This window comes from Flavobacterium sp. FlaQc-52, from assembly GCF_044007495.1.
Lineage (GTDB): Bacteria > Bacteroidota > Bacteroidia > Flavobacteriales > Flavobacteriaceae > Flavobacterium > Flavobacterium cupriresistens.
Genome location: NZ_JBIPCV010000013.1, coordinates 133,668 through 149,298, shown reverse-complemented (window position 1 = coordinate 149,298; position 15,631 = coordinate 133,668). Strand labels below are relative to the sequence as shown.

Below are 15,631 nucleotides of genomic sequence, written 5' to 3'. Positions count from 1 at the left end.
TTTTTAACTTTTCTTTCTATCCAAAACCATATTCGTCAATTTGCAGAGCGAAATCAGATTCCCAGCTTCATCTGTGATTTTAATTTCCCAAAGATGAATACTTCTTCCCTTGTGAATAATTCGCGCTGTTCCGAAAACATAACCTTCGCGAATGCTTTTTAGGTGGTTGGCAGAAATTTCGATTCCGCGAACTTCTTGTTCATTCGGATCTATAAAGAAAAAAGAGGCTGCGCTTCCTACACTTTCAGCCAAAGCGACTGAAGCTCCTCCGTGCAATAATCCCATTGGTTGGTAAACAGCAGGGTTTACTGGCATTTTTGCCGTCAAAAAATCTTCTCCGGCGTCAATATATTCTATTTTTAACGTTTCCATCAAAGTGTTTTTCGAAAACTCATTGCAGTGCGCTAAAATTTGTTCTTTTGTATACTTCATTAAAATAGGCTTTAAAATCGTAAAATTAAAGAAAAGATGAGATACAAATCCGAAAATCCAATTCTAATATTAAAATTCATTTATAAACCTGTCAGATTTTTGCTATTTTTACCAAAACATAAATCAAAGGCAAATACATTTTCAATAAAATTCAATGCCTTGGATTTCACAGATTATTAAGGGAGAAGGCATTAAGATTAAATAGACAAAAATCTTTTTTAAACCCTTTCAATCTGCAACAAAAAAACTAAACCAATTCAAATGCGTCACTTTTTTGTACTCTTCATTTTCGGAATACTTTTAGCTGCCAGCTCCTGTCGGACTGATTTTGATACCACAGCCAGTTCAGGAAATTTAAAATTTTCAAAAGACACTGTTTATTTGGATACCGTTTTTAAAAACATCGGCTCAAGCACCTATCAACTTAAAGTATACAACACAAGCAAAAAAGACATTTCTATTCCGGTCATTCAACTCAAAAAAGGGTTAAATTCTAAATATCGAATGACTGTAGACGGAATGAGCGGAAACAATGGTAAGATTTTTAACAATGTTACCCTTTTGGCTAAAGACAGTCTGTACATTTTTGTAGAAACCACAGCTGACATTACAGATGCTAACCCAACTGATTTTTTATACACGGATGAAATTCAATTCGACAGCGGGGCCAATCTGCAAAAAGTAGCTTTAGTAACCTTAATTCAGGACGCTGTTTTTTTATACCCACAGCAAAATCCGGACGGAACCAAAGAAAAAATCCAAATCGACGGAAAAGCTGTTGATGGTTTTTACTTGAATGAAACAGATGCAGTTAACGGAAACGAACTGATTTTCAACAACACTAAACCATACGTTATTTATGGTTATGCCGGAGTTCCTCAAAGCAAAACCGTCACTTTTGAAGCCGGAGCAAAAGTTTATTTCCATGCCAATTCCGGACTTTTTGTAGATAAAAATGCTTCTTTAAAAATAAACGGAGCTGCTTCAACCAGTTCAAAACTGGAAAACGAAGTTGTCTTTAGAGGAGATCGACTGGAATCCCTTTACGCAGATATTCCGGGACAATGGGATGCTGTTATTCTGGCGGACGGAAGCACAAATCACACCATCAATCATCTGACATTAAAGAATGCTACAATAGGTTTATCCATCAGAAACCAGGATGCTACAACGGTACAAATCAAAAATACACAGATTTACAGCTGTTCTCAATATGGAATTTTAGCTCAAAATGCACGAATCAACGGAGAGAATATTGTTATAAATTATTCGGGACTAGCGAGTTTATCTTGTATATACGGTGGTGATTACAACTTTACACATGCTACTTTTTACAACAATTGGTCGAGTAGCCAACATTTCGCCGTTCACTTAAGCAATCGTCTGGCCGGTGCAACACCCGAAACCAAAGATTTAACCAAGGCAACTTTTAACAATTGCATTATCTATGGTACAAGCACAAACGAATTTAACTTAGACAAAAGCGCAAATGCACAATTTGTATATCAACTGAATAACTGTTTATTGAAATTCAGCAGCACAAACAACAGTCCGGATTACCAGTTTAAAAATGATCCTGTTCACTACAATCAAATTATTCTAAACGAAAATCCGAAGTTTTATAATGCCTCTAAAAACAAATTCAATATAGACAAAACGTCTGCCGCTTTCGCGAAAGGAAATCAGGCTTATGCAATTCCATTGGATATTATTGGAAATGCCCGAACTTCTCCTCCCGATTTAGGTGCCTATCAGAGTAAAGATTTCCCTAAATAAGTTTTACTGCCCATATAGCTGCCGGATTTGAACCATATAAGTAATGTAAGTTCATTTAAACTTAACTTAATAGCATGTTACTTAATTGGTTTCTAAGTTCATTGAAGTAAAATTTTTATAAAATAAGTTTTATTGCTTACATAGCTGCCGAATTTGAACCATATAAGTAATGTAAGTTCATTTAAACTTAACTTAATAGCATGTTACTTATTTGGTTTCTAAGTTCATTAAAGTAAAATTTTCACAAAATAAGTTTTATTACTCACATAGCTGCCGAATTTGAACCATATAAGTAATGTAAGTTCATTTAAACTTAGCTTAATAGCATGTCACTTATTTGGTTTCTAAGTTCATTAAAGTAAAATTTTCACAAAATAAGTTTTACTGCCCATATAGCTGCCGGATTTGAACCATATAAGTGATGTAAGTTCATTTAAACTTAACTTAATAACATGTTACTTATTTGGTTTCTAAGTTCATTGAAGTAAGATTTTCACAAAATAAGTTTTATTGCTTACATAGCTGCCGAATTTGAATCATATAAGTGATGTAAGTTCATTAAAGTAAAATTTTTATAAAATAAGTTTTATTGCTTACATAGCTGCCGAATTTGAACCATATAAGTCATGTCAGAAAATATAAGTTTCGTTTAAATGAACTTACATCACTTATATGGTTTAAAAAAAACACAGCAATTTCTGCGTGTAAAACCAGCACTAAAACAACCGTAAGAAAATATATCCAAAACTTAAACATCTCTTAATACCGCATACTTATAAAAATAGTAGGTTTGGCGCGATCAATAAATTAAATAACTGATTACCAATTTTCTGAAAATTTAATTTATCTTGTTCACCTAACCAAACCTAAACTATTATTTATGAAAAAAAGCTACTCTTCGTTTCTGTTACTGGTCTTTACTATTGCTAGTTTCGCACAGATTCCATCCGGTTATTACAACACCGCAACCGCAACCGGTTACACACTGAAAACACAATTGTATAACATTATAAAAGACCATACCAATAACGGATATGCAGGTTTATACACCACCTACCAAACTTCAGATGTAGACAATTTCTACGAAAATGACGGAACCGTTTTAGACATGTACTCCGAAAACCCATCTGGAAAAGACCCTTATAATTACAGTACAGGAACTACACAAAGATGCGGTAACTATTCTGTAGAAGGCGATTGTTACAACAGAGAACACATTATTCCACAATCGGTTTTTAATGAGCAATCACCAATGGTTGCCGATGCCCATTTTATTACACCAACAGATGGTAAAGTAAACGGAATACGCTCGAACTATCCACACGGAGTGGTGAATTCCCCAACTTATACGTCTAAAAACGGAGGAAAACTGGGTCCGAATTCAACATCAGGGTATTCAGGAACTGTTTTTGAACCTATAAATGATTTCAAAGGAGATATTGCCCGAATGTATTTTTACTTTGCAACCCGTTATGAGAATACTGTCTCGGGTTATAGTTATGCGATGTTTGATGGTTCCAGTAACAAAGTATTTACAACCGTTTTTTTAAATATTCTTTTGCAATGGAATGCGCAAGATCCTGTAAGTGCAAGAGAAATTGCCCGAAACAATGCCATCTACGCGCGTCAAAACAATAGAAATCCCTATATCGATCATCCGGAATATGTAAACCAAATCTGGGGTGGTGGCACTTCTCCTTCCGGAGATACTCAGGCTCCTACTACACCAACAAGTTTAGCTTCAACAAGTAAAACTTCGGTTTCAATTGCGCTCAGCTGGGCCGCTTCTACCGATAATGTGAATGTTACCGGTTACGATGTTTATGCCAACAATGTTTTAAAAACTACTGTTTCAGGGTCAACTGCAACCCTAACAGGTTTAACTGCTTCGACCAATTATTCGATCTACGTAAAAGCAAAAGATGCGGCAGGAAATACTTCTCCACCCAGCACTACGATTGCCGTTACAACCGACAGTAGCGGTACAGGCGAAGCTGCCACCGAGTTACTTTTCTCCGAATATATTGAAGGTTCAGGAAACAATAAAGCTTTAGAAATTGCAAATAACACCGGAAGTGCCGTAAACCTGTCTATTTATACCCTAAAAAAACAAACAAATGGCGCAGGTGCTTGGAGTACAGGTTTAGCCTTAACGGGAACATTGGGCAGTGGCGGTAAATATGTTCTGGTAAACAGCTCCATTTCTTCGACTTGTTTCTCAACCAGTGCCGCCAATATTTCGACAACCGCAACCGAACTGGCTTTTAACGGCAATGATGCTGTAGGTTTATTTAAAAATGGTGTTCTAATTGACATCATCGGAACGTTTAGTGGCGGAACAGCCAACTTTGCCGCCGATGTTACGCTAAGAAGAAAGGCAACCGTAACTTCTCCTTCCACAACATTTAATTTAACCTCGCAGTGGGATTCCTACACTAGTGACACCTGTAACAATTTAGCCAGTAAAAAAGCAAAAGTAAGCAAAGAAGAAACGGTTACTGCTACCGATGAAATTCTGATTTACCCTAATCCGTCTAAAGGAAACTTCACTATTGGATTTCCTAATTCAACAGAGCACTATTCTGTTGAAATCCTTTCGTTTTCCGGACAAAAAGTTTTCGAAAAACGAAATAACACAGATTCCGAAATAGCAGTTCACCATCTTGCAGCGGGAATATACATTATCAAAATAGCCACCGAAGCAAAAACGGTTTACAAAAAAATCATAATCAACTAATTAAAAACTAGAACATTTATAATTTAAAAGCGGCAGATTGCCGCTTTTTTTTCACAAAAATCAGACAAGCTATTTTTTTAAATTATTTGAGATGTTTTTTTAATAACCGTTGATTGAAACCAACGGCAATTCAAAGCCAGTCCAAATTCCACCTGCAAAGCCTGAGAGTCACAAAGTTTAAACATCCTAATACACAAATAAAACTTTGCGACTCCGCGCCTTTACGAGATTAAAAAAGCGAAACACAACAACCGCCTCGTTCCCACTTTCAAAACGAACTTACATTACTTGCTTTCATAAAAAAACAGCCTTTAATTTTTTTTCAAAAGAGATGGTTTTCAAATTTGCGCTTACTATTTATTTACACTAAATTTGCACTTCAATACAACAAACTACACAAAATGATCCATTTCTTTGAAAACCAAAGCAAAACTGTTTTTGCCGTACAAACGCAAAACGAAATTTCAGCTCAAGACATTTCAAAATTAAACTGGCTTTTTGCCGACTCCAATAAGATCGAAAAATCCGCACTGACGGATTTTTTTGTTGGCCCACGTGCCACTATGATTACACCTTGGAGTACAAATGCAGTAGAAATTACTCAGAATATGGGTATTTCGGGCATTATCAGAATTGAAGAATTTCACCCTGCAACGGAGGATTTCACCGATTTTGACCCGATGCTTTTGCAAAAATTCAGCCAATTAGATCAGGAAATTTTCACGATCAACGTACAACCGGAACCGATTCTCGATATCGATGATATTGCGGCATACAATAAAACGGAAGGTTTGGCTTTAAGTGAAGAAGAGGTAGCTTATTTAGATAATTTAGCCGTAAAACTTGGAAGAAAACTAACCGATTCTGAAATTTTTGCTTTCTCACAAGCAAATTCAGAACACTGTCGTCACAAGATTTTCAACGGAACTTTTATTATTGACGGTGAAGAAAAAGAAACTTCTCTATTCAAACTAATCAAAAAAACATCACAGGAAAATCCTAACGATATTGTTTCTGCTTACAAAGACAACGTTGCTTTTGTAAAAGGACCAAAAGTGCAGCAGTTTGCACCAAAAACTGCCGATAAACCTGATTTTTATGAAGTAAAAGAATTTGATTCGGTTATTTCATTAAAAGCAGAAACACACAATTTCCCAACAACTGTAGAGCCTTTCAATGGAGCTGCAACCGGATCAGGAGGAGAAATTCGTGACCGTTTAGCGGGTGGTCAAGGTTCATTGCCATTGGCAGGAACTGCTGTTTATATGACTTCTTACTCTCGTTTAAACGCAGAACGTAAGTGGGAAAATGCTGTTGAAGAAAGAAAATGGTTGTACCAGACTCCAATGGATATTTTAATCAAAGCATCAAACGGAGCTTCTGATTTTGGAAATAAATTTGGTCAGCCTTTAATTACAGGTTCAGTTTTAACTTTCGAACACGAAGAAAACAACCGCAAAATTGGTTACGACAAAGTAATCATGCAAGCAGGTGGAATCGGATACGGAAAACTGGATCAATCCATCAAAAAGAAACCACAGGAAGGCGATAAAATCGTGATACTAGGTGGAGAAAATTATAGAATCGGAATGGGTGGCGCTGCAGTTTCATCTGCAGACACAGGTGCTTTTGGTTCAGGAATCGAATTAAACGCGATTCAACGTTCTAATCCGGAAATGCAAAAACGTGCCGCAAATGCGATTCGTGGTTTAGTTGAAAGCGACAATAATCCAATTGTTTCTATTCACGATCACGGTGCGGGTGGGCACTTAAACTGTCTTTCTGAATTGGTGGAAGAAACCGGAGGTTTAATCGATTTAGATAAATTACCTGTTGGAGACCCTACCCTTTCTGCAAAAGAAATTATCGGTAACGAATCTCAGGAAAGAATGGGATTGGTTATTAGCCAAAAAGACATTGACACCTTACAAAGAATTGCCGACAGAGAGCGTTCTCCAATGTATCAGGTGGGTGATGTTACGGGTGATCATCGTTTTACTTTCCAATCTAAATCAAATGGTTCAAAACCGATGGATTATGCTTTGGAAGATTTCTTCGGAAGTTCACCAAAAACAGTAATGACTGACAAAACAATCGACAGAAAATATACTGATGTTTCTTACTCGGCAAATGATTTCGAAAGTTATTTACAAGACGTTTTACGTTTAGAAGCGGTTGCCTCAAAAGACTGGTTGACTAATAAAGTAGACCGTTGTGTAGGTGGAAAAGTAGCTAAACAGCAAAATGCAGGTCCATTACATTTACCATTGAACAATGTGGGTGTAATGGCTTTAGATTATTTAGGTAAAGAAGGAATCGCAACTTCTATCGGTCATGCTCCTATTGCTGCTTTAATTGATCCTGTTGCAGGAAGTAGAAATGCTATCGCAGAGTCGTTATCAAACATCGTTTGGGCTCCGATTAAAGATGGAATGAAAGGAATCTCACTTTCAGCTAACTGGATGTGGGCTTGTAAAAATGAAGGAGAAGATGCTCGTTTGTATGCTGCTGTTGAAGGTTGTTCTGAATTTGCTATCGAATTAGGAATCAATATTCCAACAGGAAAAGATTCTCTTTCGATGAAACAAAAATATCCAAACGACGAAGTAATTGCACCCGGAACGGTTATTATTTCTGCCGGAGGAAATTGTATCGACATTAAAAAAGTAGTAGAACCGGTTTTACAGAAAAACGGAGATGCTATTTATTATATCAATTTATCTCAGGATGCTTTCCAATTAGGAGGTTCTTCTTTTGCACAAACCAGAAACACAATCGGAAATAAAACATCTACTATAAAAGATGCTTCTTTCTTTAAAACTGCCTTTAACACGATTCAGGAATTAATTTTAGAAGATCAGATTCTTGCCGGACACGATATCGGAAGTGGTGGTTTGATCACTACTTTATTAGAAATGTGTTTTGCTGATGTAAATCTTGGAGCTAAAATTGATTTTTCTGCTTTCGCTGAAAAAGACTTGTTAAAAATTCTTTTCGCAGAAAACATCGGAATCGTTTTTCAAGCTAAAAATAATGCAGCTGTTGAAGCAAAATTAAGCGCCAACAATGTTGAGTTCTTCAAAATAGGTACCATACAAAATACCGCTACCTTGGAATTTGGAGCTTACAAATTGGATATTGCGAAGTACAGAGATATCTGGTTTGAGACTTCTTATTTATTAGATCAAAAACAATCTAAAAACGGAAGAGCTCAGGCCCGTTTCGAAAACTATAAAAATCAAGTATTAAACTATACTTTCCCGGCACACTTTACAGGTAAAAAACCTGTCATCTCGAACGGAGTCGAGAGACCAAAAGCCGCTATTATTCGTGAAAAAGGAAGTAATTCTGAGCGTGAAATGGCAAATGCTATGTATTTAGCTGGTTTTGATGTAAAAGACGTTCACATGACCGATTTGATCTCAGGTCGTGAAACATTAGAAGACATTCAGTTTATTGGTGCAGTTGGAGGATTCTCTAATTCAGATGTTTTAGGTTCTGCCAAAGGTTGGGCCGGCGCTTTCTTATACAACGAAAAAGCAAAAACAGCTTTAGCTAATTTCTTCAAAAGAGAAGATACTTTATCGGTTGGAATCTGTAACGGATGTCAGTTGTTTATGGAATTAGAAGTAATCAATCCGGAACATAAAGTACACGGAAAAATGCTTCATAACGAAAGTAACAAACACGAGAGTATCTTTACTTCGGTAACCGTTCAGGAAAACAATTCGGTTATGTTATCTACATTAGCGGGAAGTACTTTAGGAGTTTGGGTTTCACACGGAGAAGGAAAATTCAACTTACCGGAACCGGAAGAAAATTACAACATCGTTTCTAAATATGCTTACGAAGGTTATCCGGCAAACCCTAACGGTTCGGATTACAACACGGCAATGATGTGTGATAAAACAGGAAGACATTTGGTAATGATGCCACATATTGAGCGTTCAACGTTCCAATGGAACTGGGCACATTATCCAAAAGACAGAAATGACGAAGTTTCGCCTTGGCATGAAGCTTTTGTCAATGCCAGAAAATGGATTGAGAAAAACTAAATATAACAAAAACGCCTCAGTACTATCCCCAAATAGCTGAGGCATTTTTTTATTTTCTTGCTAACGAAGCAAGACCGGTAACTATACCCGAAGCGGCAAAAGCTGCTAATCCGGAAGCGACTGCATTTTGACCAGCAAAATACTGATTATCAATCGTTAGATTACTAAATACTGTTCCACCTACAACTCCGGCTATTATTCCCAAACCAAGAACGGTGTAAATCCACCAAGGTTCCGGATCTGGATGTGGCGGCACTTTCCATGGTCTCCAACCAGGATATTTAGTACCACACCAGCCCATCATTAAAAAAAAAGCAGTTTCCATGATCTTATTTTTAAATTAAAGCCTACTCGTTTGCTTTTCGGCTTACGCATTTAATTATTTGATAAAATTACCGCAATCCAACTTTTTGCTTCTTCTGCTTTTTCCTGTTTTTTTTAGGGGAAAAACACCCTTTTTTATTACTAACCTGAATTCGATTATTAAGTAACTCATTGATGTATTGCGATTTTCCTGCTAAGTCTTTTTTTAACCCTGCTAAGTCTAAAACATAAATAATGATCCCTACAAGGTCAAAAAAAAGACCTTACAGGAGACAGAAAAAACACATATTAAGCACTGATAAACAATGATTTAAATCCAAACTATTAATCAAGTTCAGGTTTATAATCTAATCTTTAGCACGGACTAAGATTAATTTAATACTATCTTAAGCCAGTTTCTTCCCGCTTAATTCATCTGACAAATATCTTTGCCTTATGAAAAAATACATGCCTAAAATAACACTGCTCATCGCTTTACTTATCATAAGTCAATACACCTTTGCCCAAAATTCACCTTCCATAAAAGGAACTGTTTCTGATGGTAAAACTCCAATTGAATTTGTTTCTGTAATCTTGAAAAAAAGTAATGACTCTACCAAAGTTGCTTCTTATGCCGTAACAGATGCGTTAGGAAATTTTTCTTTAGAAAAAGTCGTTTCAGGCGATTATCAGTTGCAATTCGAATTAATTGGATTTAAAACTGCTTCTAAAAAAATAACTTTTATAAACACCGGCATAAATCTCGGCACAACGGTTTTACAAAACGACACGAACGTATTAAACGCCGTTATTGTAAATTCTAATAAAAAACAAATTCAAAAAACCGATGAAGGATTTGTTTTTAATGCCGCATCAAATATTTCACAAACCGGCGGTACCGCTACAGACATGCTAAAAAGCATTCCAACCGTCGCCGTAGATGCTGACGGAGGCATTTCACTACGCGGAAAAACTCCAATGATTCTGATTAACGGAAAAAACTCTGCCATCACCAATATGGATCAGATCGCGGCAAGCAGTATCGAAAGCATAGAAGTAATCAGCAATCCGACTGCCAAATACGACGCCAATGCAGAAAGCGGAATTATCAATATAAAACTCAAGAAAAACAATCAGGCCGGTCTTAACGGTGCTGTAGTTTTAGGTGGAGGATTTGGAGCGAAAGGCAGAATGAACAGCTCTGTACAATTAAATCAGAAAACCGAAAAATGGAATTTTGGCTTGGGTTATGACAATCGTTTTGCCGGACGAACAAAAAAAATAAAAGGCGAAAGAACCAATTATTTTATTGCTGACGAACATTATATCGATCAAAACAGAAGCGATCAACGCACGGAAGGATTACAAAATCTAAAATTTAATATTGATTTTTCGCCAAGCGAAAGAAATACATTCTCTTTTGAAGCACTCGGAAATTTAGAAAATCAGGACAATGACGAAACTTTGCATACCGCAGTTCATACCAATACGAATAACTTTTTTTCAAACAACATCAGACATTCTCTGGAACTGGAACGCTCAAAAGCAGCAGAACTGGCTTTTAATTATGATCGAAAATTTTCTGATAATAGAAAAAGTCTAAATGCAGGTATTACTTCGTCGTTCAATTTTCATAGAGAAAATACCGATATTGATACAAATAATTATGATGAGAATGAAGTGATAATTGGAGGTCCAGCCCTTCAAAAAACACATAACTATGAAAAGGAAAATATCTCCAATGCCTTTTTAAACTATGTCGTTCCAATTTCAGAAAAAGCAATCGTCGAAACCGGATACAAAGGAACTTTCCGATTTTTTAATTCCGATTTTCAGAGTGCGGACCAAATCAATAGCGATTATGTGGTTAATCCTTTAGCCAGCAACATTTTTGATTTTAACGAACAAATCAATGCGGCCTATGGTTTGTTGAATTCCTTTATTGGCAATGCCGAAAATCCAAAGTGGAAATACAATCTGGGTATTCGTGCCGAACAGGTTACTAACAATGGGAAAACACAAAACAACAGCGACAATTTCTCGAACAATTATTTAAAACTCTTTCCGTCAGCATCCTTGCAACTAAATCTAAAATCAGATGAGTTTCTGAAATTGGGCTACAGCAAACGTATCAATCGTCCGGATTTAGACAATCTGAATCCTTTTGTCGACATTACAGATGCATTGAATCCGCATGGAGGAAATCCTTATCTAAAACCTGAAATTATACATATTGTAGAATTAGGATACAATAAAGAATGGGAGAACTATTCTATCTCAGCAAATGCTTTTTACAGAAATGCCAACAATACCATCAAACAATACGCGGAACTTCAAGACAACGGCGTTGTTTTACTGAAACCGCAGAATATCGGCACAACGACCACCTATGGTCTGGAAACCATCTTTAGTTTAAAACCATTTAAATTTCACAATGCAAACCTTAGTATAACTGCTTTTCAACAAAATATTGACGCCTCTAATCTGGCTCAGGATGTGGTTAACAATGCGTTTAACTGGTATGGAAAAATCATTAATAATTTTGCTCCGTGGCAAGGAGGAAAACTTCAGATAATTGGAAATTACAATTCTGCATTGGCTACTCCACAAGGAAAAAGGATTCCGATTTATAATGTAGACATGGGTTTTCAACAAAAATTAGGAAAAGGAAATGCCCGTCTAGGACTGGTCGTAACCGATATGTTTAACACACTCGAAAGCGGCTATAAAAACAACACGGCTCTTTTTAGTAACAACCGAACCTCAAAATCAGACACACGCGCTCTAATGCTTACTTTTGCTTACACATTCAAATCTGATTTCAAAGAAAAACTACTGGAAAATCAATTTTCAACAGAGTAACCCTTCTCCAAGATCACCGCAGTCTAAAAAAAAATCAGAAAAAAGAAAAGAAAAAAATCAGTTTCATCAGCGTTTTTGCGACAGCAAATCCGCGTAATCCGCGTCCTATCTATACGCATTCTTTGCACACAGACAAAACAGATTCGCTATCGCGAAGACGCGGATTAAAACGGATAAAAAAGCTAATTTTCTTAGATAGCAATCTTTGGAAATGAAATGTTAAAAAAAATATCATTCTTGTAATTTGGAGTCATTTTTTATTGAAATTTGAACTATATTCGCTTAAAAAACCTGCTAAAGGATTTTTTGAGGCCCCAAAAACACTAAAATCTACATAGAATGAAAATTTTAAAAGCATTTCTTTTTGTCTTATTTTTTATTGCCACGCAATCTTATTCTCAGGAAATCAACATTGATAAAATTGTTTACAAAGGTCGCGAACGTTACATCACCACTACTATTTCCTATCCGATGCAAGGAACTTATTTGCCTATTGGAAAGAAAGAACCTAGTACAGTTCTAAATCCAGATGGGACAGGTATCATTCAGGATGATGATTTAAGCAAAAAAAAGATAAATTGGGGTGTTGAATGCACAGAAGAAGGTGTTGCCGTTTTTAAAGAAGGTTTCAACAGTGCCTCTTATACCTTTTGGTACAGAACAAACGATAGCGATGAATGGAATTACACGCAACTTTCCATTCATTTTGTCAAAAAGAAAATGTTCTTAATGGGAGAGAGAGTAAAAACTTATGAAGATTTTCATGTGCAATAAGCAGCAGGTAAAAATTAAACATTTCTTGATTTTTTCTGAAATTTACTAGTGAAAAGAAAACGTTTTCGTTGATTTTTAATAGTACTTATAATTTTTGCCATAAAATTCTACAAAATTAAAAATTATACCCATTTTTTATTTAATTTGCAATAAAATTCAATATTTTAAACATGGTTTCAATCACACGCCTTTTTGATTTTCCTTATTATCAACAAGAGACTTATAATCTACAGGTTGCGCTTGCAACCAAAAAAAATGGAACCTGGGAAAAAACATCAAGCCAGGAATATATTGCTAAAGCAAATGCTGTTTCAAGAGCATTATTGCGCATGGGCATTCAGAAAGATGATAAAATTGCTTTAATCACTTCTAATAACCGCACCGAATGGAATATCATGGATATTGGTATTTTACAAACGGGAGCACAGAACGTTCCAATTTATCCGACTATATCTGAAGAAGATTACGAATATATTTTAAACCATAGCGGAAGCATTTACTGTTTCGTTTCAGACGACGAAGTATACCAAAAAGTAAAAGCAATCCAAGCCAATGTTCCGACCTTAAAAGAAGTGTATTCTTTTAATGAAATTGCAGGCTGCAAACACTGGTCAGAATTACTGACTTTGGGTGCAGATGAAAGCAATCAGTCTGAAGTTGAGGCCAGAAAAGACAGCATTCAAGCCGATGATTTGGCTACTATTATTTATACATCAGGAACTACCGGAAGACCTAAAGGGGTTATGCTTTCACACAAAAACATTGTTTCCAATGTTTTAGACAGCTCACCGAGGATTCCTTTTGATCCGGGAAAAAGTACTGCTTTAAGTTTTCTACCAATTTGCCATATTTTTGAAAGAATGATTTTGTACATCTATCAATATTATGGTGTATCGGTTTATTTCGGAGAATCTATTGATAAAATCAGTGATAACCTGAAAGAAGTGCGTCCAACAGTTATGACAGCTGTTCCAAGACTATTAGAAAAGGTTTATGATAAAATCTATGCAAAAGGAGCTGAATTAACAGGAATCAAGAAGAAACTATTCTTCTGGGCTATTGATTTAGGTTTAAGATATGAACCATACGGAGCAAACGGTGGTTGGTACGAATTTCAATTAAAAATTGCCCGTAAACTTATTTTCAGCAAATGGAAAGAAGGTTTAGGAGGTAATCTGGATTTGATGGTTTCAGGAAGTGCCGCTTTACAACCTCGATTAGCAAGAGTTTTTGCTGCTGCAGAAATTCCGGTTATGGAAGGATACGGTTTATCTGAAACATCTCCTGTAATTGCTGTTAACGATCAAAGAAACAGAGGTTTCAAAATTGGAACTGTTGGAAAAGTAATAAACAATGTTGAAGTAAAAATTGCCCAAGACGGTGAAATTCTTTGCAAAGGACCAAACGTAATGTTAGGGTACTTTAAAGATCCTGAAAAAACGGCTGAAGCTTTACAGGACGGTTATTTCCACACCGGAGATATTGGAGAAATTGACAGCGAAGGGTTCCTAAAAATTACCGATCGTAAAAAAGAAATGTTCAAAACTTCAGGTGGAAAATACATTGCTCCTCAATTAATTGAAAATGCGATGAAACAATCTCGTTTTATTGAGCAAATCATGGTAATTGGTGAGGGCGAAAAAATGCCGGCAGCTTTTATTCAGCCTAATTTTGAATTCGTAAAAGAATGGGCCAAAATCCATAAAATTACTTTAGGAGGTTCAAATAGCGAAATTGCTTCAAACGCTCAAGTAATCAAAAGAATTGATGAAGAAGTAGAAGGCATTAATGAAAAATTCGGTCACTGGGAAAAAATCAAACGTTTTGAACTAACTCCGGATGTCTGGTCAATCGATGGTGGACAACTTACTCCTACCCTTAAATTGAAACGTAAAATCATAAAAGAAATCTACAAAGATCTTTACGTTAAAATCTACGGTAACAACTAAGAATCAAATTCTATATATTTTAAAGGACTGTCTCGCAAGGACGGTCCTTTTTTATTCCGTTATTTTAAAAATTGTTTTTAAACGGATCGGGTTCAAAAGTTGTGGATAAACAAAAATCTCGCGAAGTCGCAGCGTCGCAAAGTTAAAAAATCAGGATAAAAACTTGGCGACGCTGCGTCTTTGCGAGAAATAAAAAAACACATTAAATACTATTAAACAATAATCTAAATTTTGAATATTAATCTACCTCAAGTCTAAAAAAGAAAGCAAAATTCTCCACAACTTTTAGAATTAATCTTTCTAAACCTTGCATTTTCCTTTAATCCAAGCATTTTTTTCCAAATAATAGTCTTTAAAAAAAACGCTATCCTATTGTAATTCAATATTTAAAAAAATCGTTCTAACCAAGCTAACAAAAAGACTCCTCTATTTTAAATTTTAGTAGTATTGAATTAAAACTTTTTTACTATGTTTGTTTTGAGTTTAAGAAATACCTTGCTTTTCTTGTATAAAGAAAATGATGATGTTTCGTCATCGATGTAAGATTATTTAACATTCAGCACTACTTCTATCTTATGGATGAGAAAGGGTACTATACGTACAGTTTCGGTTCCACCTCCTCGAGATTAACTGTACGTATAGTACCCTTTCTCGGGAGTTGATAGACATAGTCCTTAGAAAATACGAAGGTTTTAAACTTTAAGCCCTATTGTTGCAATAGGGCTTTTTAATGTAAAATAGCG

Annotated in this window: 8 protein-coding genes; 6 read left to right on the top strand and 2 right to left on the bottom strand. The window is 35.8% G+C overall.

What is annotated here, in order from left to right; all coding sequences use genetic code 11:
- Nucleotides 1–3: 3 nt before the first annotated feature.
- Nucleotides 4–432 (bottom strand): PaaI family thioesterase, encoded by a 429-nt coding sequence (locus ACHRV5_RS19390; protein WP_047773634.1) that lies wholly within the window; start codon nt 430–432, stop codon nt 4–6.
- Between the two features lie 261 nt (nt 433–693).
- Here ACHRV5_RS19390 and ACHRV5_RS19385 point away from each other — a divergent pair, with 261 nt between their 5' ends.
- From ACHRV5_RS19385 to purL, 3 genes are all read left to right on the top strand, one after another.
- Complete coding sequence (locus ACHRV5_RS19385; RefSeq protein WP_395427863.1) at nt 694–2,208, top strand: hypothetical protein; 1,515 nt, start codon at nt 694–696, stop codon at nt 2,206–2,208.
- Between the two features lie 880 nt (nt 2,209–3,088).
- On the top strand, nt 3,089–4,945 hold the full coding sequence (locus ACHRV5_RS19380; protein ID WP_395427862.1) for an endonuclease: 1,857 nt from the start codon (nt 3,089–3,091) through the stop codon (nt 4,943–4,945).
- A gap of 401 nt (nt 4,946–5,346) precedes the next feature.
- The gene (purL, locus tag ACHRV5_RS19375) at nt 5,347–9,000 is read left to right on the top strand and encodes a phosphoribosylformylglycinamidine synthase (RefSeq protein ID WP_395427861.1); all 3,654 of its coding nucleotides are present in this window, start codon (nt 5,347–5,349) and stop codon (nt 8,998–9,000) included.
- 49 nt (nt 9,001–9,049) lie between these two features.
- Here the strand turns inward: purL and ACHRV5_RS19370 are convergent, their stop codons facing one another.
- Nucleotides 9,050–9,325 (bottom strand): hypothetical protein, encoded by a 276-nt coding sequence (locus tag ACHRV5_RS19370; protein WP_131701510.1) that lies wholly within the window; start codon nt 9,323–9,325, stop codon nt 9,050–9,052.
- 434 nt (nt 9,326–9,759) lie between these two features.
- On the opposite strand from ACHRV5_RS19370, the gene ACHRV5_RS19365 reads away from it, so the two are divergent.
- From ACHRV5_RS19365 to ACHRV5_RS19355, 3 genes are all read left to right on the top strand, one after another.
- Nucleotides 9,760–12,165, top strand: coding sequence for a TonB-dependent receptor domain-containing protein (locus ACHRV5_RS19365; RefSeq protein ID WP_395427860.1), 2,406 nt, complete (start codon nt 9,760–9,762; stop codon nt 12,163–12,165).
- A gap of 339 nt (nt 12,166–12,504) precedes the next feature.
- Nucleotides 12,505–12,939, top strand: a complete 435-nt coding sequence (locus ACHRV5_RS19360; protein WP_047773645.1) for a hypothetical protein — start codon at nt 12,505–12,507, stop codon at nt 12,937–12,939.
- Nucleotides 12,940–13,109: 170 nt separating this feature from the next.
- Complete coding sequence (locus ACHRV5_RS19355; protein ID WP_047773647.1) at nt 13,110–14,888, top strand: long-chain fatty acid--CoA ligase; 1,779 nt, start codon at nt 13,110–13,112, stop codon at nt 14,886–14,888.
- Nucleotides 14,889–15,631 lie beyond the last annotated feature (743 nt).

Coding starts and splice junctions, on each gene's coding strand:
- ACHRV5_RS19355 (WP_047773647.1), top strand. CDS start 13,110: ATGGTTTCAATCACACGCCTTTTTGATTTTCCTTATTATCAACAAGAG.
- ACHRV5_RS19380 (WP_395427862.1), top strand. CDS start 3,089: ATGAAAAAAAGCTACTCTTCGTTTCTGTTACTGGTCTTTACTATTGCT.
- purL (WP_395427861.1), top strand. CDS start 5,347: ATGATCCATTTCTTTGAAAACCAAAGCAAAACTGTTTTTGCCGTACAA.
- ACHRV5_RS19390 (WP_047773634.1), bottom strand. CDS start 432: ATGAAGTATACAAAAGAACAAATTTTAGCGCACTGCAATGAGTTTTCG.
- ACHRV5_RS19385 (WP_395427863.1), top strand. CDS start 694: ATGCGTCACTTTTTTGTACTCTTCATTTTCGGAATACTTTTAGCTGCC.
- ACHRV5_RS19370 (WP_131701510.1), bottom strand. CDS start 9,325: ATGGAAACTGCTTTTTTTTTAATGATGGGCTGGTGTGGTACTAAATAT.
- ACHRV5_RS19360 (WP_047773645.1), top strand. CDS start 12,505: ATGAAAATTTTAAAAGCATTTCTTTTTGTCTTATTTTTTATTGCCACG.
- ACHRV5_RS19365 (WP_395427860.1), top strand. CDS start 9,760: ATGAAAAAATACATGCCTAAAATAACACTGCTCATCGCTTTACTTATC.